The organism is Sorangium sp. So ce204, from assembly GCF_051526795.1.
In the GTDB taxonomy this organism is placed as follows: Bacteria; Myxococcota_A; Polyangia; order Polyangiales; family Polyangiaceae; genus Sorangium; species Sorangium cellulosum_B.
Genome location: NZ_CP150317.1, coordinates 2,574,671 through 2,597,587, shown reverse-complemented (window position 1 = coordinate 2,597,587; position 22,917 = coordinate 2,574,671). Strand labels below are relative to the sequence as shown.

Annotated in this window: 18 protein-coding genes; 9 read left to right on the top strand and 9 right to left on the bottom strand. The window is 71.2% G+C overall.

Annotated features, from left to right (window positions below; translation table 11 throughout):
• Nucleotides 1-224: 224 nt before the first annotated feature.
• The gene (locus WMF22_RS09850; RefSeq protein ID WP_438035552.1) at nucleotides 225-1,976 is read left to right on the top strand and encodes a hypothetical protein; all 1,752 of its coding nucleotides are present in this window, start codon (nucleotides 225-227) and stop codon (nucleotides 1,974-1,976) included.
• Here the strand turns inward: WMF22_RS09850 and WMF22_RS09845 are convergent.
• Nucleotides 1,968-4,046, bottom strand: coding sequence for a CotH kinase family protein (locus tag WMF22_RS09845; protein WP_438035551.1), 2,079 nt, complete (start codon nucleotides 4,044-4,046; stop codon nucleotides 1,968-1,970). The two genes, WMF22_RS09850 and WMF22_RS09845, sit on opposite strands and share 9 nt — an antisense overlap.
• Before the next feature lie 186 nt (nucleotides 4,047-4,232).
• On the opposite strand from WMF22_RS09845, the gene WMF22_RS09840 reads away from it, so the two are divergent.
• The gene (locus tag WMF22_RS09840) at nucleotides 4,233-4,862 is read left to right on the top strand and encodes a Uma2 family endonuclease (protein WP_437298835.1); all 630 of its coding nucleotides are present in this window, start codon (nucleotides 4,233-4,235) and stop codon (nucleotides 4,860-4,862) included.
• Between the two features lie 58 nt (nucleotides 4,863-4,920).
• Here the strand turns inward: WMF22_RS09840 and WMF22_RS09835 are convergent, their stop codons facing one another.
• Nucleotides 4,921-5,820, bottom strand: a complete 900-nt coding sequence (locus tag WMF22_RS09835; protein ID WP_437298834.1) for an NAD-dependent epimerase/dehydratase family protein — start codon at nucleotides 5,818-5,820, stop codon at nucleotides 4,921-4,923.
• 233 nt (nucleotides 5,821-6,053) lie between these two features.
• Here WMF22_RS09835 and WMF22_RS09830 point away from each other — a divergent pair, with 233 nt between their 5' ends.
• Together WMF22_RS09830 and WMF22_RS09825 are read left to right on the top strand one after the other, a co-directional pair.
• Nucleotides 6,054-6,725 (top strand): hypothetical protein, encoded by a 672-nt coding sequence (locus WMF22_RS09830; RefSeq protein ID WP_437298833.1) that lies wholly within the window; start codon nucleotides 6,054-6,056, stop codon nucleotides 6,723-6,725.
• Nucleotides 6,726-6,941: 216 nt separating this feature from the next.
• Entirely contained in the window at nucleotides 6,942-9,614 is a 2,673-nt protein-coding gene (locus WMF22_RS09825) for an SUMF1/EgtB/PvdO family nonheme iron enzyme (RefSeq protein WP_437298832.1), read from the top strand.
• A gap of 17 nt (nucleotides 9,615-9,631) precedes the next feature.
• Here WMF22_RS09825 and WMF22_RS09820 read toward each other — a convergent pair whose 3' ends face one another.
• Both WMF22_RS09820 and WMF22_RS09815 read right to left on the bottom strand, forming a co-directional pair.
• Nucleotides 9,632-11,140 carry a phenylacetate--CoA ligase family protein gene (locus WMF22_RS09820; protein ID WP_438035550.1) on the bottom strand — a complete coding sequence of 503 codons (1,509 nt, stop codon included), beginning with the start codon at nucleotides 11,138-11,140 and terminating at the stop codon, nucleotides 9,632-9,634.
• A 107-nt stretch (nucleotides 11,141-11,247) separates the two neighbouring features.
• A complete protein-coding gene (locus tag WMF22_RS09815; protein ID WP_437298830.1) occupies nucleotides 11,248-12,276 on the bottom strand; it encodes an NAD-dependent epimerase/dehydratase family protein in 1,029 nt (342 codons plus the stop codon).
• A gap of 182 nt (nucleotides 12,277-12,458) precedes the next feature.
• Here WMF22_RS09815 and WMF22_RS09810 point away from each other — a divergent pair, with 182 nt between their 5' ends.
• The gene (locus WMF22_RS09810) at nucleotides 12,459-13,454 is read left to right on the top strand and encodes an ATP-binding protein (protein ID WP_438035549.1); all 996 of its coding nucleotides are present in this window, start codon (nucleotides 12,459-12,461) and stop codon (nucleotides 13,452-13,454) included.
• Between the two features lie 37 nt (nucleotides 13,455-13,491).
• Here the strand turns inward: WMF22_RS09810 and WMF22_RS09805 are convergent, their stop codons facing one another.
• Nucleotides 13,492-14,094 (bottom strand): hypothetical protein, encoded by a 603-nt coding sequence (locus WMF22_RS09805; protein ID WP_437298828.1) that lies wholly within the window; start codon nucleotides 14,092-14,094, stop codon nucleotides 13,492-13,494.
• Nucleotides 14,091-14,849 carry a thiamine phosphate synthase gene (locus WMF22_RS09800; protein ID WP_438035548.1) on the bottom strand — a complete coding sequence of 253 codons (759 nt, stop codon included), beginning with the start codon at nucleotides 14,847-14,849 and terminating at the stop codon, nucleotides 14,091-14,093. Before WMF22_RS09800 ends, WMF22_RS09805 begins: the two co-directional genes overlap by 4 nt.
• 122 nt (nucleotides 14,850-14,971) lie before the next feature.
• On the opposite strand from WMF22_RS09800, the gene WMF22_RS09795 reads away from it, so the two are divergent.
• From WMF22_RS09795 to WMF22_RS09780, 4 genes are all read left to right on the top strand, one after another.
• Entirely contained in the window at nucleotides 14,972-16,480 is a 1,509-nt protein-coding gene (locus WMF22_RS09795; protein ID WP_438035547.1) for a hypothetical protein, read from the top strand.
• Nucleotides 16,481-16,560: 80 nt separating this feature from the next.
• Nucleotides 16,561-16,992, top strand: coding sequence for a hypothetical protein (locus WMF22_RS09790; RefSeq protein ID WP_438035546.1), 432 nt, complete (start codon nucleotides 16,561-16,563; stop codon nucleotides 16,990-16,992).
• On the top strand, nucleotides 16,989-17,873 hold the full coding sequence (locus tag WMF22_RS09785; RefSeq protein WP_438035545.1) for a hypothetical protein: 885 nt from the start codon (nucleotides 16,989-16,991) through the stop codon (nucleotides 17,871-17,873). The genes WMF22_RS09790 and WMF22_RS09785 overlap by 4 nt, the downstream gene beginning before the upstream one ends.
• 23 nt (nucleotides 17,874-17,896) lie before the next feature.
• A complete protein-coding gene (locus WMF22_RS09780) occupies nucleotides 17,897-19,579 on the top strand; it encodes a KGGVGR-motif variant AAA ATPase (protein WP_438035544.1) in 1,683 nt (560 codons plus the stop codon).
• A gap of 15 nt (nucleotides 19,580-19,594) precedes the next feature.
• On the opposite strand, the gene WMF22_RS09775 is transcribed toward WMF22_RS09780, so the two are convergent.
• Genes WMF22_RS09775 through WMF22_RS09765 form a run of 3 tightly spaced genes read right to left on the bottom strand, consistent with a single transcriptional unit; the run spans nucleotide 19,595 to nucleotide 22,915 of the window.
• A complete protein-coding gene (locus tag WMF22_RS09775) occupies nucleotides 19,595-21,157 on the bottom strand; it encodes an acyl-CoA carboxylase subunit beta (protein ID WP_438037247.1) in 1,563 nt (520 codons plus the stop codon).
• 37 nt (nucleotides 21,158-21,194) lie between these two features.
• A complete protein-coding gene (locus WMF22_RS09770) occupies nucleotides 21,195-21,980 on the bottom strand; it encodes an enoyl-CoA hydratase/isomerase family protein (RefSeq protein WP_438035543.1) in 786 nt (261 codons plus the stop codon).
• Nucleotides 21,977-22,915, bottom strand: a complete 939-nt coding sequence (locus tag WMF22_RS09765) for a 3-keto-5-aminohexanoate cleavage protein (protein ID WP_438035542.1) — start codon at nucleotides 22,913-22,915, stop codon at nucleotides 21,977-21,979. Before WMF22_RS09765 ends, WMF22_RS09770 begins: the two co-directional genes overlap by 4 nt.
• Between the last annotated feature and the right edge of the window lie 2 nt (nucleotides 22,916-22,917).

Genomic DNA, 22,917 nt, shown 5'->3' with positions numbered 1-22,917 from the left:
CGCCGTGCGCCGCTTCGTCATCACATCACCCGTCATCCAGCGCACTGGAAAAAGGGGATTGCCCGTCTTCGTGCGTACAGACACGAAGTGTTCTCACGTGGGCTGGTCCTCCACATCCGTCGTTATTGGGTTCGAGCGGGCGCGCGCGTCACCTGGACAGGAGAGCAAAACTCGAGTCCAATTTACGATCCGGACTCACGTGTCCTGTCGGAAGGAGAAGCCCTATGCGCTGGTCGACCCCCAACAAACCGTCTTCTCTCGCGTGGCGTGTCGCCCTCCTCGTGGCGCTCGGCACGGGCGGGGCGGCGCGCGCGGATGTGGTGCAGCCGAACGGCACCGTCGTCCCCGTGATCACGAGCCGATTGAGCGATCTGCTGAACGGCTCGGCGAAGAACGACATGCTCGACGAGATGATCGACGTCGTGGCCGACGCCGCGGTGGAGCCTCAGGTGTTCTCGCCGCTCTGCGAGTTCAGCGGCAAGTACATCGAGAAGGGGGGCGGCGCCAACTTCGCGGTCGGCTGGTACAACGTCGACGACGGCCGCGACAGCGGCGACCCGCCGCTGTACGTCCCGCTCGGCACCGGAGCCAACCTCAGCACACCGGCGCCGGAGAGCGATATCCAGATCCTCTTTCCGTTCTCGGGCTCCCTGCCGTCCCCCGAGAAGCGCGAGCTGACGGCCGTCTCGATCCGGGAGAACCCCGCCTACGCGGGAGGCCTCATCGGCTTCGTGCTGATCCCCAACCCGAACGGCACCGGCAACGGCAACGCCACGCAGTACCATTACACCGAGCACCGGTTCAACGTGGAGTGTACGGCGTGCGAGAATCCGGGGCCCTGGTACTCCGATCTCATCTACAGGTCGAACCAGCTCGCCAACACGTTCTACCTGGGGTTCGAGGATCTCGATTTCCGGGACGCCGCCGGCAGCGCGGGCATCAACGGCAATGATCTCGATTACGAGGACTTCCTGTTCCGCTTCTCCGGCATCACGTGCCCCGCGGCCGGCCGGCCGTGCGAGGTCGAAGAGAACGTGGGCGCGTGCCGCGCGGGCGTCTCCGACTGCGACGCGCAGGGACAGGCGATCTGCACGCCCATCGTCGAGCCTGGCAGCCAGGCCGAGCAGTGCGACGGCATCGACAACGACTGCGACGACATCGTCGACGAGGAGGCGCCCTGTCCGGAGGACCAGGTGTGCAGCCGCGGCCGCTGCGTGAACCGCTGCGGCTCGGCCGAGTTCCCGTGCGAGCCGGGGCTCGTGTGCGTGGAGGGCCTGTGCGTCGAGCAGGCGTGCGTCGACGCGAAGTGCGATGTCGGCGAGGTGTGCCATGACGGCGTGTGCCGCGCCCCGTGCGACGGCGTGGTGTGCCCGCACGGCCAGATCTGTCGCGGCGACCGCTGCCAGGATCCGTGCGACGGCGTGACGTGCGGCGCGGGCGAGGTGTGCGAGAGCGGCGTCTGCGTGGTCCAGTGCGGCTGCCGGGGCTGCCCGTCGGAGGACCGCTGCGCGGCGGACACCGGGCGGTGCGTCGAGGCCGCGTGCGCCGACGTCGCGTGCGGCGCGGGCACCACGTGCCGTGGCGGGGCGTGCGTCGACCTCTGCGACGGCGTCGTGTGCCCCGCGGGCGAGCGGTGCGTGGCCGGCATGTGCGCCGAGGAGCCGCCGGCTCCTGCCACCACGACGGCGGCGGGTCCGACGCTCGACGTGGCCGCCTCGGTCGGCGCGGGCGACGCCGGATCGGGCGCGGGCGGGGACGCCGCTTCAGGCTCGGGAGGGGCTCCCTCCACCGGCGCGGGCGGGGACGCGAGCGGGAGCGGGGAGTCGGCGGGCTGCAGCTGCAGCCTCGGCGGCGACGCGCCCTCCGCCGGCGGCGTCGCCGCGTTGCTCCTCGCCGTGAGCCTCGGGCTCCGCCGCAGGAGGGGCGGAGACCCGGGGCGCTCGGCTCCGGGCCTCCGTATCCGTCGTTCAGGGTGACTCGGACGTCGGCCCGAAGAACTCGACATCGTCGATCTCGATGGTGCCCGAGTCGACCTTGTCCTTGCCGAGGAAGCCGTTCGCGCGGACGCCGTTCATCTCCGCGCTGAAGGAGAGGCCGACGATCGACCGGAGCACGTCGTTCACGTCGTCGCCCGGGTCGCGCCCCTGATCGATGGCCCAGCCGGGCAGCGCCATCTCGGCGAACCTGAGCTCGATCAGCGTCGGCTCCGCGGTGAGCCGCACGTCCCATCCGTGGCGAACGCCCGTGAGCCCTTCGCTCTGCGCCGGGCTCTCGACGTCGAAGCGCATCCCGCGCGCCGCCTCCGCCCGCGCCCAGAAGCGGACCCCCTCGAGCGCCGTCGCGTCGATCATGCCCTCGGCGAGGGGCACCCCGAAGTAGACGTACTGCCCCCAGGGAGACGCCTCGTCGCGGAAGTCGAAGCGGAGGAGCATGCTCTGCGCGCCGTTCAGCGGATCTTCCTGCGAGAGGCCCTGCACGGCGCTCGAGGCGTTGTTGGTGGACAGCACCGTCCCGACGTACAGCCCGAGCGTGTCCGCGGCCTCGAAGTCGTTGATCCCCGTCGCGGTGAACGAGAAGGGCGCGAGCGGCGTGCCGCCGGCGAAGCGGCCCAGGCGCTCTCGCAGGATCGGCAGCTCGTTCCTGAGGCGCTCGACCGCGGGCTCCCACCCGGCGAGCCCGGGCCCGAGCGGGTCCTCCTCGACGGCGGTGCGGATCAGCGCCGCGTACTTGTCGACCTGCTCCTCGAGCCGCCCCTCGCTGAACGGGCCCTCATGGAGCGCCTGCAGCGCGGCCTTGTAGCCCGCGGCGTCCTGGTTCAAGGCGGCGAACAGGGCGTCGCAGCCCGGCGGGCGCACGTGCTCGGAGCCCATGAACACCGGGACCACGGCGCTGCAGTCCGCCGGCGTCTCCGTCCATCGCGGCACGTGGCCGAAGTAGGTGCTGGGGCCGAGGGTCTGATCGAGATCCCACGGGATGAGGTGGAACTTGCCCGAGGACGGCTCGTCGTAGAAGTAGAAGTTGTGGTTGAACGCGGCGCCCGCCTCGTTGGCGTAGTAGGTCGTGACGCCGTCCCAGTTCACGATCGCCTCGTCGACGGCCATGTAGCGCTGCAGCTGCTCGATGTCCGCCCACTCCGACAGCGCGGTGAGCCGCTCCGCGCCCTCGGCGGACGCGACGGCGGTCGAGAACGCGATGAATCGCTCGTGCGTGGCCACGTCTTCGTTCGTCTCGATCCGCTCCGCGTAGTAGCCGGCGTCGTCCGAGACCGGCCACGCTTCCTTGTAGAGATCGCCGTCCGGAGCCTCGGAGAAGTGGTGTTCCAGGAAGCGGCCGTCCACGTCCTCGACCATCGAGAAGAGCCCTTGCGACTCGCCGTTCACGCGCAGCGTCGCCCACGCGCTCCGCGGGGCGGCGACGCCCATCTCCCGGAACAGGCCATAGGCGATCCGCTCGTGGAGCCTCGTCGGGTCCCAGATCATGGAGTGGAAGTTCAGGCGCTTCTGCGCGTAGAAGCGCTGTCCGCCGACGTACTCGTCGAACTTCACCTTCATGCTGAGCTTCGGACAGGTGAGGTTCCCCTCCCCGTCGAAGCACATGTCGAGGGTGCCGTAACCGCCCTTGAACCGCAGGCCGACCACGCCCAGGCTCTTGCCCTTGTAGCAGGCCTCGGCCTCGACATACCGCTCGTCGCGGGCGTTCTCCTTGAGCTCCGCCCAGCGCTCTTCCGGAAGGTAGAAGTCGAAGCGCGGGACCTCCTCCGCCGCGTACAGCTCGTCCGCGTCGCGGTCGGCCAGCGCGGGGTCGGACGGCTCGCACCGCGGCGTCGGGGGCTGCCCGCCGCTCCCGCCGTCGCTCGTGCCGCCCTCTCCGCCGGCGCCTCCGCCTCCAGCGCCTCCGCCTCCGGCGCCTCCGCCTCCGGCGCCTCCAGCGCCCGCCCCGCCCGAGCCGCCTGGCCCGACGCCGCTGCTCGCGCCTTCGTCATCACCGCAGCCCGCGCCCACCGCGGCAGCCGCCAATGCAAGCACCATCCAATACCCAAGCTTCATCCAACGATCCTCCAAGATCCTCGACCCTAGTCGCGGCCCCCCCGTCCGTCGATGCCTGATTTTCACGGCAGGCATGGACGCCTCGCTGGACGTCGTGCATCGCCGCGCCGAGCAGGCGCGCCGCGTGAGCCCGCGACCCCGCTCATGACCCGGCACGAGGCGCGCCGTGATGGTAGCTTTCCAGGCGTGAGCCAGCGCCCGTATCCCGAGCCCCAGGCAGCCCGCCTCTTGTCCGTCGCGGAGTGGGCAGCGCTGCCGGAAGACGAGGCCGGTGAGCTCATCGATGGCCGCCTGGTCGAGGAAGAGATGCCCGATTGCGTCCACGAGCTGGCCGTCGCCTGGCTCATCCACACCCTGCGGGCCTGGCTCATCCCGCGCGGCGGCTTCGTCTTCGGCTCCGAGGTGAAGTACGCGCTCAAGCCGCGGCGCGGTCGCAAATCCGACGTGTCGGCGTTCCTCCCGACCTCACGGAGGCCCCCGGCCCGCGGCGCTGTCGGCGTCCCGCCTGACATCATGGTCGAGATCGTCTCCCCCTCGCCGCGGGACAGCCGGCGCGATCGCGTCGAGAAGCTCGAGGAGTACGCCGCGTTCGGCGTGCGCTGGTACTGGTTGCTCGATCCGCAGCTCCGCACGCTGGAGATCCACGAGCTCGCGCGCGGCGGGCTCTACCAGCGCCGCCTCACCGCGCCCGGAGGGGTGCTCCGGGAGGTTCCGGGCTGCGAGGGGCTGACGCTCGATCTGGACGCGCTCTTCGGCGAGCTCGACCGGCTCGACGCGACGGAGCCGCCGCAAGGCACCGCGGACGACGAGGCGTGACAGCGCGGGCGGCGAACGGCGCGGCCGCGCGGCGGTTCACCCGCGATGTCAACGCGGCTCACCCGCGGTGCCGCGGCGCGCGCTCACCCGCGGCGGGGGCCGGCGCCTCGGCCTCGACAGCCAGGCACGCCTCGAACCCCTCGATGTAGCTCGGGTAGAGCAGCGCCATCCCGAGGGCGCGCTTGATCTTCGCGTTGTCCACGGCGCGATCGTGGCGGAGCGTCTCGTGTAGATCCTCCCGCGGCGCCCCGGCCGGCAGCGCTAGGCCGAGCCGCGCGCAGAGCCAGCGGACGACCTCGATCTGCGGCACGGGCGCGTCGTCCGCGACCAGGAAGGCCTCGCCGGGGGCGGCGCTCGCGGCGCTCGCGGCGCGCTCCAGCGCCGCGAGCGCGAGGCGCGCGAGGTCCTCGACGTGGATGCGCGAGACGACGTTCCTGCCCTGCCGATCGCCCTCGCCGGTCATGCGGAAGTCGCCGCGCAAGAGCCGCTGGTGCAGGCCGCGGCCCGGGCCGTAGATCCCCGCGGCGCGCAGCACCACGGCGCCGCGCGCGCGGTACACGTCCTCGGCCGCGAGGCGCGCCGCCGCGCGGGGGCCGTCGGCCGACGTGGGCGTCGCCTCGTCGATGCGCCCCGTCGCGTCGCCGTACACGGCGGTCGACGAGACGTACGCGATCGCGCGCGCGCGGCGGAGCGAAGGCGCGATCGCGGCGTCGGTCGCGCCGTCGGGCGGGAAGGCGACGAGCACGTCGGCGCCGTCCGTGACGAGCCGGTCGACGGCCTCGGCGGTGAGCGCCGGGAGGACGCTCACCTCGATGCCCGCCTGCGCGAGCTCCGCGGCGCGCTCCGGCGAGCGCGTCGTCGCGACGACGCGGCCGCCGGACGCCCTCCGCAGGCCGGCGACCACCGCGCCGGTGAAGCCGCAGCCGAGGACGATGAGCGGAGGGGAGGTGTTGAGCATGGGTGCTGGGCGACGCTTCTACCAGCAAGCGCGAGAGGACGCCTCCGCGGCGCGAGAGCGCTGCCGGCCGCGCCCGAGGTGCACGGATGAGGTCGCGTCGTCGTCGTCTTCGTGCGAGCGGGTCGCCAGGTCGGCGCGCCGCTGCCTAGGATGGTCATGGTAGGGCTGGCGGCGACGCTGCGATCGCCGGCATGGCGGGGGAGCGGCGCACCGAAAGCAGGAAGGACAGGGAGATGGGCAATAGGGAGAGAGCGAAGACGCTGCTGCTCGTGGTCGCGACGGCGGGGCTCACCGCGTGTGAGGAGGACGGCTCGACCAACCCCCCGTCTCCGCCGCTCGTGTGCGAAGAGCTCACCCACAACTCCTGGACAGGGCTCTTTGCGACGGCGAGGTTCAACAAGGATCCCCAGGATCCACAGGCTCTCCTCTTCATCGAGCTGCACATCAACAATGGCGGCGATTGGACCGCCCCCCCCGTCGTGACGGCCTTGTCCGGAATGACCATCAACGCCTACAACCAGTCGTCGAGGACCATCGTCGCCCGCGTGGACGACGGCGCCACGACCGCCAGTTTCCAGCTGCGCGGCCAGCTCGCTGACAGCGAGACGACGTGCGACGTGGACCGCACGTTCACCCTGACGATCGACGAAGAGAACAAGGTTGAGATCACGAGGCACGACGCGCTCCCGTTCCTGCCGCACAGGCACGCCTCGCTCGATCCGGGCAGGCACTCCTCGTTCGACGTGATGCGATGCGACGGCGGCGACGCCGGGCCGCGCGCGTCGGGCGGTGAAAACGAGCGCGTCCCACGGACGAAGGCCGCTGGCACCACCGAGGCGACGGCCGACGTGGCGCGCGGCGACGCTGGCCGGAGGGGCCGGGCAACGACCAAGCGAAGAGGCTGAGCGAGCGCGGCGAGCACGTCTCCGCGCCGGCGTCGTGGCCCCTCGACCTCGCAGGTCGACTGCCCGCGCCCCGGGGAGCCGCCCCGACCGCTTCCATGGCACGGACGGCGTGGATCCAACGGAGGGTCGAGCGCCCGCGCCGCGTCTGGTAGCCTGGTCTGCGGGGAGCGGGCGGCCGGGATGCAGCGTGCTCGCCGTAGCGACGCTCCTCTGCGCATGGCGGTCCACGTCTTCATCTCCTACGCCCCCGCGGATCGGTCGCACCTCGAAGCGCTCGAGGCGCACCTCGCCTCGCTCAAGCGGCAGGGCCTGGTGAGCACCTGGCACCACGGCCGGATCGGCCCAGGCGCGATGCGCGACGAGTCGATCGCGGCGGAGCTCTCCTCCGCCGAGGTGGTGCTGCTGCTGGTGAGCGAGGCGTTCCTCGCCTCGGACAGCTGCTACGAGCGAGAGCTCGGGCGAGCGCTGGAGCGGCATCGCAGCGGGGCGGCGCGTGTGGTGCCCATCCTGGTGCGCGCGTGCGACCTGGAGGGCACCGCTCTTTCGGAGCTCCAGGCGCTGCCGCGGGACGGCGTGGCGGTGACTAGCTGGGGCAACGCGGATGAAGCGTGGAGGGAGGTTGTGCAGGGCATCCGCGCGGCGGTCGAGGAAGCCGCCGCGAGCGCGCGCCCGGAGGCGGCGCTCGCCAGCGCAACCGCGCTGCCCGGCGTGAGCCTGCGCGAAGCAGACGAGACGATCCGCGCTGTCGACAAGCAGATCGCCGCCGCGCAGAAGCGGCGGGTAAGGCTTAGAACCGCCGGTGCGAGCACGGAGGAGGTGGACCGGGAGATCGTGGACCTCCGGCGCAAGCGCCGGGAGGGCGGCCAGCTCCACGTCGGCGAGGAGCTCAGCGACGGTCGGTACCTGCTGCTGGAGCGGATCGGGCGCGGCGGGTTCGCGACCGTGTGGCGCGCGCTCGACGCGGGGCGGGGCGACCTGCCCGTGGCGATCAAGGTGCTGCACCCGAACCTGGCGGGCGACGAGAGCCGACAGGAGCGGTTCTTCCGGGGCGCGCGCGCAATGGCGGAGCTCGACCACCCCGGCGTGGTGCGCATCCTCGATCCCAAGGGCGAGGACAGCGGCTGGCACTACTTCGTGATGGAGCTCGTCCATGGCGAGGACGTGCGCAGCGCGGTCATCGGGAAGCGACTGCCAGCAGAGCGGGTGATCCCGATGCTCCTCAGCGCTGGAGAGGCGATCTCGTTCGCGCACGGGAGGGGGCTGGTACACCGGGACGTGAAGCCGGCGAACATCCTGCTCGATGCGGACGGTTTGCCCCGGATCACGGACTTCGATCTGGTGTGGGCACGCGACACGACTGGGGGCACGGGGACCGGCGCGATGGGGACGTTCCTCTATGCGGCACCGGAGCTGATGCACCGCCCGCAGGAGGCGGACGCGCGCGCTGACGTGTACGGGCTGGGCATGACGGCGGTGTTCTGCCTGCACGGCGCGGAGCTGCCGCCCGTCATGATGCGGTATCCGGGGCGGGTGATCGAGCGGCTGCCGTGCAGCGCTGCGGTGCGGAAGGTGCTGGAGCGGGCGATCGAGTTCGAGGCGTCCGAGCGGTTCCCAGATGTGGCGGCGTTCTGTGAGGCGCTGCGAAGCGCGGCGGGGAGCGGGGGTGAGGCGCCGCAGACCGCGACAGAACATACAGCGACGCTCGAGAGCGGCGAGCCGAGAGAGAGCACAGCGTCGAGCGAGCGCGTGGCGCAGCTCAACGCGGCGGATGGCGTTCAACGGTCACATGGCGGCCTCTCGCGCACGGTGCTGCGAGGCTTCGAGCAAGGCGGTCATGCGTACGCTGCGATCCGAGATGCCATCCTGGCCCCGCGGGAAGCGCGGGTCAGAGATCCGGTTGAGCTGACCGTCGTGGGGTTCGAGATGAACGGGGAGCAACTGGTCGTGTCGGGAGGCTGGAGCCTGCCATGGCCGAAGCACCCGGTCCCCGGATCGGCCGAGGAGCCATTCCAGGAGCACGGGACGTTCCGCTGCACCCTCATCGGGAAACCAGGCAGCAGCGGAGCCACGAAGGTGACCTACCGGAGCGACTTCTTCGAGTCGCTCTTGCCATGGGTGGACATCCCTGGTGGCACGTTCCTCATGGGCAGCCCCGATGACGACACGGAAGCCCACAGGGCCGAAAGACCCCAGCACCAGGTGGACGTCGAGGGATTCACCATGGCCGCTACGCCAATCACGGTAGGGCAATACGCGGCCGTGACAGGCCAGGCCGCCGAGCAGGAGGATCCGAATCGGCCGATCAGAAACGTATCGTGGGGAGACGCCATCGATTTTTGCAATACGCTCTCCCAGTTGGCAGGAAGGCAATCCTGCTACACGTCGACGCCGACGGGTCTGGCGTGGTCAGAGGACATAGACAGCTTCCGGCTACCGGATGAATCGGAATGGGAATACGCGTGCCGCGCCGGCACCACTACCCGATATTCCTTCGGCGATGACGAGCGCCAGCTGCGCGAGGTCGCATGGTACCTTGAAAACAGCAATGGCCAGATCGCCACGGTTGGGCTGAAGAAGCCGAATCCATGGAACCTTTACGACATGCATGGGAACGTGTGGGAGTGGACCTGGGACTCATTCCTTGACGTCAACGGCGAAGCCGCGGTGGGCAAGAGCAAGGTGTTCCATCTCGTCGAGAGGGCAACCGCCGACACGAGCAAGAGCGAGTCGGCTCGCCCTCGGACCGACAGCCTCCGGGTGGTGCGGGGCGGTTCGGCCATCGAGAGGCCCAGGTGGCTGCGCTCGGCGAGCCGGCTCGGATGCGTGCCCAGCCACAAATACGAGCACCTCGGCTTTCGCTGCGCCGGTCCCGCCCGCCGAAAAGGCTGATCTCCGTCTCCCCGCCTTCACCCCCCCGCCTTGCGCGTGTACCGGTGCTTCACCCCGAGCGGGAAGTACTCCGGATCTCCCGCCGCCCTCAGCGTCACCCGCGGCGCCCGCTTCCCTGCCGGCACGTAGCTCCTGAACTCGCTGTTCAGCCGGACGAGGTGCTCCTCGATCGACCGCGCCGCCGCCTCGCGCCGCGCCTCGCTCTCCCCCTCCCCGGGCGCGAGCTCGACCACCACCGAGAGGACCACATCCCTGTCCGCGCCCTCGCGGACCTCCAGCACGAACTTCCCCGTCACCCACTCCTTCACGCCGGGCTGCTCGATGCCCACGACCACGTTCTCCGGATAGATGTTCGCCCCGAAGTACGACACCGTGAAATCCGAGCGCCCGAACACATGGACGAACGGGAGCTCCCTGGCCCCGCGCTCCCCGTCGAGCTCCCGCCGCGGGTCGAAGCCGAAGCCGGCCAGGGCGGCCATCATGTCCGCGTGCGAGGTGACACCCCCGCTGTCGAGGATCGCGTAACGCACCAGCGGGACGCCGTTGTCGCCCGAGAAGAGGAGCATCCCGTCGCGCTGCTCGAAGAACCGCTCCGCGGGGTCGTACTGCACCAGCGTGGGGAGCCGGTCCTGCCCGAACAGGGCGCGCGCGGCGTCCGGCCTCCCCGCGAGGAACCTGCGGATCGCGACGCTGAGCGGCGTCTCGTTGCCCAGCACGCCGGCGTCCGCCGTCCCGTACAGCGAAGCCGAGTCGTAGCAGGGCGACGTCGACCCGACGCGCTCGCCGACCAGGGTCCGCCACTCCTCGCTGAACACCTCCCCGGCCATCACGAGCTTGATCCGGAAAGGCGCCCAGTCGACGCCCCGGGCGCGCCCCGTATCGATGACGTCCTTCAGGAACGGCGGATAGCCGAGCAGGACGACCTGCTCGAACGAAGGCCCCAGATCCTGCACGACGCGGAAGATCTCGTCCTTGTTGTTGCCCGGCGTGACGACCGTGATCGGGTACCCCTTCGCCGCGAGGTGACGGCAGCACGCGGCGGAGTACATCCCGCCGACCCACGAGCCGAGCGCGAAGCACACGACCGCGAGCGTGCGGCGCGTGTCGGCCCGGAAGCCGTCGTGGAACACCTGCTCGAAGCGCCGGGCGACCGGGAGCTCGTCCGTGACGGAGCGCGGCCAGAACGTCGGCTTTCCGGTCGAGCCCGAGGAGACCGCGATCATGTCGCACGGCTCGACCCGCCCGCCGCGGCATAGATCCGCGATGGGGTGCCGGAGCACGTAGTTCTGCTTCGTGATCACCGGCAGCGCCGCGAAATCCGCGGGCGTCCGGATCGCCGCCGGGTCCACGCCGTGCTCCGCGAGGAAGCGACGGTAGGCAGGGACAGCGGCGGCGACCTCGTGGAACAGCGCGAGCGCGCGCTCGGCCGGATCAGCCTCACGGTGCCGCGACAGCGCCGCGTCGAGCGGCGTGCTCAGGAAGGCGTCGATGGCCGCCAGGACCCGCTTGGGTTGCACATCCTGCATCGCGAGATCTCCCTCCGTCCGATGGTTCGCAGCAAGCGGACGCCGCTTCAACGAGAGCGCCCGCCTGACTCTCTATCCGCTCGCGGGCGAAGGCGCCCCGCGCAGGGTCAGCGCCCTCCACCCCCCGCCGCGCCGGCGAGCTCCGCCGCGAGCGCGATCTCCTCGGCGCGCTTCTCGTAGCCGTCCGGCGGCTCGGAACGCGGGTTCGCGAGCAGCGACGTGATCACCGTCTCCAGCCAGCGCCGGAGCGGCGTGTGCTGGAAGCCGAGCTCCGCCCTCGCCTTCGCCGGATCCAGCATCGACATCCAGCGGTCGCTGAACGGCGACATCGCGACCGGATCGATGCCGCGGGCCCTGATCGCCGCCGACGGGATCGGCGCGAGCCGCGCCGGCGCGCCGAGCAGCGAGGCGATGAGCTCGAGCAGCTCGGCGAGCGTCGGCGTCTCGTCCATGCAGAGGTTGTACGCCTCGCCGAAGGTCGACGGCACGAGGAGCAGCTTCACGATCGCCCTGACGACGTCACCGCTGTAGACGTGCCGCACCGCGTGTCCGCCGCCGTCCGGGACGAGCAGCGGACCGCCGTCGAGCATGCGGACGATGTACCGATCGAGGCGGCGGTAGGGATCGCGCTCCCCGTTCACCATCGGGATGCGCAGGACGGTCGCGGGGAAGCGGTCCCTCTGCCAGGCGGCGGCGATCTCCTCCTCGCAGCCGCGCTTGTTCACGCCGTAAGACCACGCCGCGCGGTCCTCTTCGCCCGCGGGCTCAGGGAGGAGCGGGCCGTTGTAGTCGCGCTCGCGCGACGGCCGCGGGCACGCCTCCCGGACGAGGTACACCGAGCCGGTGCTGATCATCACGTAGTGGCCGATGCGCCCGCCGCCGAGCGCCTGGGCCGCCGCGCGGCCGTCCGCGGCCGTGTACGCGGTGAAGTCCACCGCGGCGTCGAACGCGCGACCTCCGAGCGCGTGCGCGAGATCGCCGGCCGCACGATCGCAGCGGACCCGCGCGACGCGATCGCCGAACGCGTCGGGCGTCGCGCCGCGGTTCAGGAGCGTGACCTGGTGGCCCGCAGCGAGCAGGCGATAGACCAGGAAATGACCCATGAATCGAGTGCCGCCGAGCACGAGGACGCGCATGCGCGGCAACCTATCACCGCCGCGCGCAACGACGATGACGATGACGAGGACGCCATCACGCGCGGGAAGACGCGCGGGACGGCGCGCGGGACGGCGCGCGGGAAGGAAGCCGCCGCCGGGCGGCCTCGCGCGCGGCGCGGACCGGGACCAGGTCGACCCCGGGTCGTGCTAGATAGCGGGCCGTGCCGTTCTCCCACATCCTCGGCCAGGACACCGCGGTCGGCACGCTCGTTCGCGCGCTCGAGGCGGGCCGCGTGCACCACGCCTACCGCTTCGAGGGCCCGCCGGGCGTCGGCAAGGAGCTCGCGGCCGTCGCCCTCTCCCAGGCGCTCGTCTGCACCGGGGGCGACCCGCTCGGCTGCGGGCGCTGCGACGCGTGCCGGCGCGCGGCCGCGCGCTCCGACGGGCGCCCCGCGGCGCCGCTCCACCCCGACGTGCAGATCGTCGCGAAGAACTTCTACCCCGCCGCCGTCATCGGCCGGAGCCGCGACGAGCTGACCGAGATCTCGGTCGATCAGGTCCGCGCCATCGTGCTCGCCCGCGCCGCCTACCCGCCCCACGAGGGGCGCGCTCGGGTGTTCATCGTACGCGACGCCGAGGACCTCAGCGTCGGCGCCGCGAACGCGTTCCTCAAGACGCTCGAGGAGCCGCGGCCCGGCACCCACTTCATCCTCTTGACCTCGCGCGGCGACCGCCTGCTCAACACGATCCGCTCGCGCACCCTGCCCGTCCGCTTCGCCCCGCTCTCCGAGGCCCTCGTCCGCCGCATCCTCCGCGATCGCGGCGTGCCCGAGGGGCGGCACGACCTCGCCGTCGAGCTCGCCGCCGGCAGCGCGTCCACGGCGCTCGATCTTGCCGACGAAGAGCAGACCGCCTCGCGCGACGCCTTTGTAAAGCGTGTCCTCGAGGCCGCGGCCGCCCGGGACCTCGGGCCCGCCGTCGTGTTCGCCGAGTCGGTGGACCGCGACAAGGGCGCCCTCAAGGACGACCTCCGCGCGCTGAGCGCCGCGCTCGCCCGCGAGGCCCGCGCCGCGGTCACGTCCGATCCGCGCCACGCAGGCCTGTCGGCCCGGCGTTACGCCGTGGTCTCCCGCGCCGTGGCGCAGCTCGAGCGCAACGCCTCGCCGAGCCTCGCGATGGCGTCGCTGATCGCGGAGCTGCGCAGCGTCGTCGGCTGACAGGGGCCGCGCGCCCACGTCGCCGCGCGGGCCGGCGTCAGCCCTCGCCGCCTCCGCCCAGCCGCTCGTATCCGCCGTCCTCGATGCGCCGCCCGGCCCACGCGTGGATCCGCCCCTCGCTGGCGAGCACCACGGCCGCGTCGCGCCCGGCGCCGTCGTAGAGGGCGATGATCCCTGCGTCGCCCACGGGGGGCGCGCCCTGCCCGCACCGCTCGAGCGCCGCCGGCAGCCGCGCCCGCCGCCGCATGGTCGCGCCCGCGATCTCGAGCGTCGCCGGCGGCTCGTCCGGCGAATCGGCCGCCGCGGGCGCGAGCCACAGGATCTCGCGCCGAGGCGCGGGGAAGGCCACGACCGCCCCGTGCGCGCCGCCCTCGGGCGCGAGGAACACCGCGGCGACGATCTCGCCCCGCTCGCGCGCGACGATCGCGCCCGAGAGCCAGCGCTCCTCGCTCCCGGCGAGGACCACGTCGCCGAGCGCGAGCGGCAGCTCGTGCCACGGCGCGTCCCCCGGGGGCGCCGCCGGCGCGCCTCGCGCGCGCTCGCCGCCGTTCCCTCCCGGCGCCTCCCGCTCGCGGCGCGACGCCATGTAGCCCACGGTCGCGGCCACCGCGGCGGCCGCCGCGAGCAGCGTGAGGCTCATCGCGCGCCCCTGTCCACCGGCGCCGCACGCGCGCCCGCGCCCGCCAGCGCGAGCGCCTGCTGGAGCGCCCGCGCCCGCGCGCTCACCTCCTCGAGGGCGCGCGGCGCGGGCGTGCCCTGATCCGGCAGCAGCGCGGCGATGATCGCGGCGGCGGAGCAGCGCGCGCCCACCTCGGCCGCCCTCTCCAGCGAGATGCCGCCGATCGCCACGACCGGGAGCCCGGGACGCTCCCGCTCGACCAGGGCGCACAGCGACGCGAGCCCCTCGAGACCGACCACCGCGTCGGGGCGCTCCTTGCTCGAGGTCGCGAAGATCGGCCCGATGGCGACGTAGTCGAGGCGCTCGACGGAATCGCCGGAATCACCGGCGTCGCGGAGCTCGCTCGACGCCCGGAGCGCGGCCTCGATCTGCGCGGACGTGTGGGTCGAGAGCCCGACGCGCAGCGGGACGGAAGCGCGCTGCGCCAGCCTGCGAACCGCGGCCACCGGGAGATCGTCCTGGCCGACGTGCACGCCGTCGCAGCGGGCGAGGATCGCGAGATCCGCCCTGTCGTTCGCGAACAGCGGCACCCCCGCGCGCGCGGCCAGGGGCTGGATCGCGCGGAGCAGCGAGAGCGTCTGGGCCGCCCCGCCCCGCTTGTCGCGCAGCTGGATGGCCGCGGGGCGCGCGTCGAGGACGGCCTCGGCGAAGGCCGCAGGATCGAGCCCGCGGCGCGCGAGCGAGTCGGTGTCGACGATGGCGTACAGGCCGCGCATGACCACGCTTCGAGCGGTGGGAGAGCGCCCGGGCGCTCCGGAGGAGGCCAGGCTCGCTGGCTACGCTAAGGTTGACGCCCCCGGAAAGAAAGCGGAAGCGTTCGCTCCCGAACGGATCCTCCATGCGCACACGTCTCGTCCGGATCGCCTGTCTGTTCACCTCGATCGCTCCTGCTGCAGCGGCCATGATGGGGCTCGCGTCGAGCCCTGCGCTCGCGCTCGCGGACGAGAAGTCGAGCCCCGCGCAGCAGACCGGAGGGCCGGGCTCCGCCGTGCCCGCAGAGGGGCCGAAGGCTGGCGCCGCTCCGCCGCCCGGCGGGAGCAAGGTCGCCGCGCCCAAGGCGAGCGTCGGCGCGCCCAAGGCGAGCGCGAAGAAGAAGGCGCCCGAGTCCCCGCCGCTGCCGCCTCCGCCGGCGCGCCTGTGGCTGATCGCGCCGTCGCCTCACGGACCGTGGACGTTGCGGATCGACAACGAAGGGGAGCGGCCGATGCGCATCCCGGCGGACGTGCGGCTGCTGCGCCTGGAGGTCGACACGCTGAACAAGCGCGCGAAGAAGACGGTCCGCTGCGCCGCGCCCGCGGGGCTCAAGCCGAGCGGCTTCCCGGAGCGGCGCGCGCTGCTGCTGGCGCCCGGTCAGTCGTACATGGAGCATTTCGACCCGCGCCTGCTCTGCTTCGGCAAGGACGAGGCGGCGCTCGCGGGCGGCTCGGTGGTGAGGACCTGGTACGGCTGGGGTCCGCCGCCCAAGTGGTCGAAGAAGCCGCCGGCGGCGCCGTTCGCTGCGGAGTCGACGGACCATCCGCCGGCGTTCGCCCCTGCGCCCGGCCTCGCTGCGCCCACCGTCGTGCTGAGCTATGCCCTGCCCCCGGATGCGGCCGCGGACGATGCCGGCGGCTCCGAGCCAGCCTCTCCGGCGGGCGAGACGGCTCAGCCTCCTGGCGACAAGGCGGCTCAACCCACGGACGACAAGGCGGCTCAGCCCACGGACGACAAGGCGGCTCAGGCCACGGACGACAAGGCGGCCCCGACGTCCGCGGACAGGCCAGCTGGCGAGTCCGCGGAAAAGCGCGTTCCGGCGGACAAGGACCACGGCGCCGGTGCGCGGGGCAAGCCGATCGTGGACGCCAACGCGCCTCGCCTGGAGCTCACGAGCGAACCCTGGTCCGACGCGGCGAGCCCTCGCTCGATCGTCGTCCGGGTGAGCGCCAAGAACGCTGGCAGGCGCGCAATGACCGTCGCCATCCGGTCTCGGATGCTCGAGTTCCACGTGGCCGGCCCGAACGGCGAGACGATTTGCACGGCGGCCCCGCCGACGAGGGCGATCCCGCGCGATCTCTTCAGGACGCTGAAGCCCGGCGCATCGGCCGACGTCTCGGTCCTCCTCCGGGAGGTCTGCCCCGCCGACACGTTCAAGCGCGAGGGCCTCTACGAGGTCACGGCGACGCTGCACGCGAACGAGCCGGGCACCGGGCTCGGACTGGATGCGTATACCGCCGTCGTCCACGCCAAGAACACGACGCTCCTTCGCGTGAAGAGCGCACCAGAGCCGTTCTATGCGGCCGCGCCGCGAGCCGTGCCGACGCCGAAGCCCGAGGCCAGCCAGGCGCCGGAGCAGGAGGATCGCGACTGATGTCGTAGAGGTGTGCTGGGGTGCTTTGATGCGACGCTCCATCCAGGATTTCTGGGCGAACGTACGCGCCAGAGGGGACCATGACCATCACGTGGCGACCACCTACGAAGCGAAGCAGGGTCGAGCGCATCCTGCACGACCATCCCGCAGACAGCAGCCGCTGCGACGAGGCCGCGAAGGCGATCTGGCCTCTCGCGCGCGAACAGGACGACGACGCGGGATTCTGGCTCCTGCGCGCTGCCCCCTGGTGTGGTCCTTTGTTGATGATCCAGAAGGGTCTCATCGGCATCCTACCCAAGGGCATCCCGGATCCGCCCAAGTGGACCCACCACATATGCGTGACCACGGAGAAGCATTGCGTCTGCGCGCTGACGGGCGCCGATGGATATCCCGAGGAGCGATACCTCACGGAGAAGTTTCAGTACACGGAGGACGTGCACACGACCAGGGTCATGGACTCTCCGGGGCTTGACGAGTCGCTGGCGGCGCTTCGCGCGGGATGGAGCACATGAGCGATCCGATCAGCGCTGCCGTCGGCTACCTCGACCGGCGCCTCTCCACTATGAAACGCGCGCCTGGCACGTGGGGCTCGCCGGAAAGTCTGGAGCTTCAGGCCCTCCTATTGATCGAGCTGCGCACGTTCCTGTTGCGTCGCCGGACACACGCGAAGAATCCCTTCGAGGTACGCGACGCGTACATCCGCTTCATTCACGCGCGCTTCCCCGATCGGCCTGGATACTTGCTGTCCGCTCTGCTGCCCGCGGATGATGTCCAGGTCGACTTGCCTCCGCTGCTTGAGGAATTTCGAAGGCAGATCGTGGAGAAGCTCCTCCGTGAGGATCCGTTTGCCATGAACGAATTGGTGCTCGATCTCGTGCTCGGCGGGCGCAAGGGGGAGGGACGTTTCGCTGCGGCATGCCGCTACTTCTGTCGCTTCGAGCGCGCACTGCGCGCGTTCCTCCGTACAGGCGCTTCGGGACGGAGGAACACGCGGGGCATCCTCCCAGAGCCCGAGGTGCAGGTCCTGCGCGACGACGGAGGCGCAACGCGCGTGCGTATACTCATCAACGGTCTCGACCGGGGTGGAGGCGAACCGGTCGCCCGCGAGGCCCTGGGGGCGCTCCTCGCGACGCTCGCTCGGCTCGAGAAAAAGGCGGAGCAACCCCCGGCAGCGCACGACCGATCGTTGGTGGCAGCCGCGCGACGCCTGTTGCCGCGTAGCGGACTCCAGTCCATCTGCATCGGCGGCGTGATGACGGGCACCGCGCCGCTGGTCCTCCAAGCGAGCGGGGATCGCAGGGAGCCTGCGCTGCCGGACTGGGCCGCCCTTTCCGCGATGGATCCGCAGCTGCCCCCGCGGTTGTCTCCCGCGCCTCCGGAGGCGTTCCGTTGAGCATCACCCACGCGGATCGCCGGGTGGTCACGTTCTACGCCTACAAGGGCGGCGTAGGGCGGACCATGGCCCTCGCGAACGTTGCGTATCGGCTCGCGGACACCCACGCGCTCGACGTGATCGCGGTGGACTGGGATCTGGAGGCGCCGGGGCTGCATACGTTCTTCGGAGTCCCTGAGCGGGAGCTCGCTGAGGCGCGAGGCGTGCTCGACTACCTCGAGGCATGGGAGGAAGCCGTGCTGCGCAAGGACCCCGAACCGCCAGACGCGACTGGCTGGCTCATGCGGATCCAGGAAGGGCAGCGCGGCCCCCGGCACGGCTCGCTGCGCCTGATGATCGCGGGGCGCCAAGACGCCGAGTACGACAGCCGCCTTGCCCGCTTCGACTGGAAAGCGTTCTACGAGACGAGGGCGGGGGCGCGGGCTGTCGAGACGCTGCGCGCCCAGCTGGTGGATCGAGCGGACTTGGTGCTCGTGGACAGCCGAACTGGCCTCACGGATCCAGGGGGGATCTGCACCGTTCAGCTCCCGGACAGCGTTATGCTCATGACGTCGCCGAACCGGCAATCGCTTGAGGGGATCGAGCGCGTGGCGAGATCGATCGCTGCAGCAGGGCCCGAGCAGCGGGCCGGACGGAAGAAGCCGCGGGTGTGGCTTTCGGTCTGTCGGGTCCCGATCGTGGAGGAAACGACGCTGGCAGAGCGCTGGCTCGCGGAGCAGAAGCCGTGGTTTGAAGCGGGGATCGAGCAGGGCATCTGGACGCAAGAAGAGCATCCGTATGGGCTCCAAACCCATCTAGTACCGCAGCGGGCCCGCTACGGATTCGGTGAGGAGCTGCTCGGCCGGGCGACAGACATCGCCGTCCATGAGCCTCTGGCCGAGGCCTACGACGGGATTGCAGCCACGCTGCTCGAATGGGCGGTCGATCCATTCCGCACGACCGAACTGGTCGAGCCCACGCCACGGGACCGCGCTGGAAAGCAGCTCTCTCTTCTCCAGAGGCGCGCGGAGGAAGCGGAGGCGCGCGAGGATGTCCGCGGGCTCATTTTGGCACTCGCGGAGCTCGGTGTCGCCTTGGTCAATGCAGGGCAGAGCGACGCGGCGTTGAGGGTTTTCGAGCGCACTGCTGCTCTCGCGCAGGGGCAAGGCGATCGTGAGGCGCACGCATCGATCAGCGTCCTTATAGGGGTCGCTCTGACGCAGTGCGGGGAGCACGAGGCTGCCCTCCGTCGACTTGAGGAAGCCATTCGTGAGGCGGACTCGATCGGGAATCGACAGATCGCGAGCATGGCACGGATGCATGCATCGATGTCAGCAGTGGCTATCCAGCGGATCGACGATGCCGTTAGTATGCTCGTCTCGGCGTCTCAGGAGTTCCGAGCACTAGGAGACGAGAAGAATGCGGATGCTGCGCTACGTATGATGCTGAGATTTCAGGTTCTGGACGCGAAATTCCGCCCAGTGAAGCGTATGAGAGCGAAGATGGAGCACCAGGCTCGAGAAATCGCGTCGCTCGCACGCAGAACAAACCAGCCTGACAGAGAAGCTCTCGTCATACGCCAGCTACTCGCTCTTTCCGACCTTGGTCCCGCGCTGGCCGACCATGACGACCTTCGCCGCCGCCTCGCGGAGCTGGAGGGCCCCAACGCTGCGCCTGAGCCCTCGCCTGCCCGTCCCCCGCGCCCCAAACGCCGCCGCGCGCGCTAACGCACCGGGCTCGCCCTACACCGGAAGGATCCCCCGCTTCTTCTCCGGCCGCTCCACCCGCTTCTTCCGCGCGAGCTCCAGCCCCCACGCGATCGCCCTCCGGGTGTCCCGCGGATCGATCACGTCGTCGATGAGGCCCCAGCCGGCGACCTTCATCACGTCGATGTTCTTCTGGATCGCGTCGACCATCCCCTGCTTCACCTCCGGCGGCGGCGGCGCGTCGCCGAACATCTTCCTCGCCGCGATCCCGAGCATCCCCTCCGGCCCCATCACGCTGATCTCCGCGGTCGGCCAGCCGACGATGAGGTCCGGCTCGTACGCGCGCCCGCACATCACGTAGTAGCCCGCGCCGTACGCCTTGCGCACGACCACCGTGATCTTGGGCACCGTGGCCGCCGCCATGACGTGCAGCATCTTCGCCCCGTGGCGGATGATCCCCTCGTGCTCGACCTTCGAGCCGATCATGAACCCCGGCACGTCCTGCAGGAACACGAGCGGGATGTTGAACGCGTCGCAGATCTGCATGAAGCGCGCGGCCTTGTCCGACGCGTCCACGTCGAGGATGCCGCCCATCTGGGTCGGCTGGTTCGCCACGACGCCGACCGGCTGGCCGCCGATGCGCGCGAGGCAGGTGATGATCGACCGCGCCCACCGCGGCTTCAGGTCGAACCGCTCGCCGTGATCGACGATGGCGTCGATCAGCTTCAGCATGTCGTAGGCGCGCCGCGGGCTCTCCGGCAGGAGGTCGAGCAGCGACTCCTCCCGCCGGTCGATCGGATCCGTGACCGGCAGGCGCGGCGGCTCCTCGTCGCAGCTCGAGGGGAAGAACGACAGGTACCGCTTCACCGCGGCGACGCACTCGGCGTCGCTCGGGTACTCCGCGTCCCCGACGCCGCTCTTCGTCGTGTGCACCTTGCTGCCGCCGAGCTCCTGCTCGGAGATGTCCTCGCCCGTCATCGCCCGCACGAGCGCGGGGCCGCCGAGCGCCAGCGAGCCGACGTCCTTGACCATCGGCACGAAGTCCGCGAGCCCCGGGATGTACGCCGTGCCCGCGGCGCCGGGCCCCACCATGGCCGCGACCTGCGGCACGACGCCGCTCATGTGCACCTGCTCGCGGAACAGGTGCCCGGAGCCGGCGAACAGCGAGATGCTGTCCGGGTGCATCGAGCCGGGATCGATGCGCGCCCCTCCCGAGTCGATGAACCACACGATGGGCCAGCGGCCGCGGAGCGCCATCTGCCGCAGGCGGGTCACCTTCTCCTCGCCCGTCTGCCCGATGCTGCCGCCCTTCACGGTGAAGTCGTACGCCGCCGCGCAGACCATCCGCCCGTCGACCTTTCCGAACCCGCAGACCACCGCGTCCGCCGGCGGCCGGTCGCTCCCGTCTGGCCCGGCCGCGAGCCCCATCTGCGTGCCGTGCATCCCCACCTCGAAGTGCACGCCGTCGTCGAAGAACGCCGCGAGCCGCTCCCGCGCCGTCATCTTCCCGCGCGCGCGCTGCTTCGCCACGCGCTCCTCTCCGCCCATCCGCCGCACCTGCTCCCGGCGGGCCTCGAGGTCCTTCACGAGCTCTCGCATGTTCACGGGCCACCTCTCCCTGCGCGCCCCGGCGCGCCTACTTGCCCGACCAGCGGGGCCTTCGCTTCTCCAGAAAGGCCAGGAGCCCTTCCCGCGCGTCGTCCGTCGCGAGGCAGCCGGCGAGCCGCTCGCGCAGCAGCGGCAGCGCCGACTCGAGGTCGAGATCGTCCTGCGCCGCGAACGCCTCGAGGCCGAGGCGCACCGCGATCGGGCTCTTCGAGGCGATGGCGGAGGTCACCTCGTCGACCGCGGCGTCGAGCGCGCCCGGCTCGACCACCTTGTTGAGCAGGCCGCACTGCGCGGCCTCGTCGGCGTCGAGGCGCTGCCCGAGGAGCATCATCTCCAGCAGCTTGCGCCGGCTCACGTGCCGCTGGAGCACCGCCATGATCATCATCGGGAACAGGCCGACGTTGATCTCCGGCGTCCCGAGCTTGGCGCCGCGGGCGCCGATCGCGAAGTGCGACGCCGCGACGAGGCCGAGCCCGCCGCCCAGCGCGTGCCCGTTCACCCGCGCCACGATCGGCTTGCTCGAGTTCGCGAAGGCGAGCAGGAGGTCCGCGTAATCGCCCTTCATCTCGGGCGGCGGCGCCCCCTCGGCGCCCGCGATCTGCGCGAAGTCCCCGCCCGCGCAGAACGCGTCGCCCGCGCCGGTCAGGACCACGCAGCGCACCGCCTCGTCCGCCGCGCCCGCCGCGAGGGCGTCGAGGAGCTCGCTCACCATCGCCGGCCCGATCGCGTTCTTGCGCCACGGGTTGTTCAGCGTGAGCCGGAGGACGCCCCCCGCGGAGAAGGCCTGGATGACCGTGTACGCGCGCTCCGTCACGGGGCCGCCCCTCCTGCCGCTCCTGCCGCGCCGCCGTCATGCAGGCCCAGGATCTGCCGGGCTTCCTCGACCGTCGCCGGCCTGCGGCCGACGTCGCGCACCATGCGCACGGCCACCTCGCAGAGCTCTCCGTTGCTGCGCGCCATCTCGCCGCTCGGCAGGTAGAAGTGGTCCTCGAGCCCGCACCGCACGTTGCCGCCGAGCACGAGCGCCGCCGCCAGCATCCTCCACTGCCCGTGGCTGATCCCGATCACCTCCCACTCCGAGCCGGGAGGCATGATCCTGGTCTGGAGCTGGAGCGACTCCACGTGCGCGGGGATGCCGCCCAGCACGTTGACGATGAACGAGAACTGGAGCGGGGGTTTGAGCAGCCCCATGTCGACGAGCGGCCAGGTGCCCTGGGTGTGCCCCGTATCGAAGCACTCGAGCTCTGGCTTCGTCCCGGCCTCGTTCATGGCGCCGAGGAGCTTGCTGATCTTCGCGTACGTGTTGGGAAACACCATGTCGAAATCGAAGGTCTTCCGCGCGCGCGAGTACTTCGAGTAGTTCATGGTGCCCATGTTGAGCGCCGCGATCTCGGGGCGGCTCTCCCGGAGGGTCGCGCACTGCTCGCTCACGTCGTCGAGGAGGGTGCCCGTCGAGAAGTTCAGGATCACCGGGCAGCGCTGGCGCACCTCGTCCTTGATCCGCGCGAACACGGCCGGAGAGAACGTCGGTGATCCGTCGTCGTTGCGCGCGTGGATGTGCACCGCCGCCGCCCCTGCGTCGTAGGCCCGCTTCGCCTCCTCGGCGATCTCGACCGGCGTATAGGGGATGGCCGGGCACTGCTTGCGGCCGGCGAGCACCCCTGTCAGCGCGCAGGTCACCACGCAGATATCGGGATCTCGTCCGTTCGGATCCCTCGGTTCCCCGGTGAACGTCGGCTTCTCTCTCATGC

What these genes read in the sequence shown, in the direction of transcription:
- WMF22_RS09775 (WP_438037247.1), bottom strand. Translation starts at nt 21,157, where the DNA reads ATGCGAGAGCTCGTGAAGGACCTCGAGGCCCGCCGGGAGCAGGTGCGG.
- WMF22_RS09850 (WP_438035552.1), top strand. Translation starts at nt 225, where the DNA reads ATGCGCTGGTCGACCCCCAACAAACCGTCTTCTCTCGCGTGGCGTGTC.
- WMF22_RS09825 (WP_437298832.1), top strand. Translation starts at nt 6,942, where the DNA reads ATGGCGGTCCACGTCTTCATCTCCTACGCCCCCGCGGATCGGTCGCAC.
- WMF22_RS09805 (WP_437298828.1), bottom strand. Translation starts at nt 14,094, where the DNA reads ATGAGCCTCACGCTGCTCGCGGCGGCCGCCGCGGTGGCCGCGACCGTG.
- WMF22_RS09785 (WP_438035545.1), top strand. Translation starts at nt 16,989, where the DNA reads ATGAGCGATCCGATCAGCGCTGCCGTCGGCTACCTCGACCGGCGCCTC.
- WMF22_RS09795 (WP_438035547.1), top strand. Translation starts at nt 14,972, where the DNA reads ATGCGCACACGTCTCGTCCGGATCGCCTGTCTGTTCACCTCGATCGCT.
- WMF22_RS09835 (WP_437298834.1), bottom strand. Translation starts at nt 5,820, where the DNA reads ATGCTCAACACCTCCCCTCCGCTCATCGTCCTCGGCTGCGGCTTCACC.
- WMF22_RS09800 (WP_438035548.1), bottom strand. Translation starts at nt 14,849, where the DNA reads ATGCGCGGCCTGTACGCCATCGTCGACACCGACTCGCTCGCGCGCCGC.
- WMF22_RS09820 (WP_438035550.1), bottom strand. Translation starts at nt 11,140, where the DNA reads ATGCAGGATGTGCAACCCAAGCGGGTCCTGGCGGCCATCGACGCCTTC.
- WMF22_RS09815 (WP_437298830.1), bottom strand. Translation starts at nt 12,276, where the DNA reads ATGCGCGTCCTCGTGCTCGGCGGCACTCGATTCATGGGTCATTTCCTG.
- WMF22_RS09790 (WP_438035546.1), top strand. Translation starts at nt 16,561, where the DNA reads ATGACCATCACGTGGCGACCACCTACGAAGCGAAGCAGGGTCGAGCGC.
- WMF22_RS09830 (WP_437298833.1), top strand. Translation starts at nt 6,054, where the DNA reads ATGGGCAATAGGGAGAGAGCGAAGACGCTGCTGCTCGTGGTCGCGACG.
- WMF22_RS09765 (WP_438035542.1), bottom strand. Translation starts at nt 22,915, where the DNA reads ATGAGAGAGAAGCCGACGTTCACCGGGGAACCGAGGGATCCGAACGGA.
- WMF22_RS09845 (WP_438035551.1), bottom strand. Translation starts at nt 4,046, where the DNA reads ATGAAGCTTGGGTATTGGATGGTGCTTGCATTGGCGGCTGCCGCGGTG.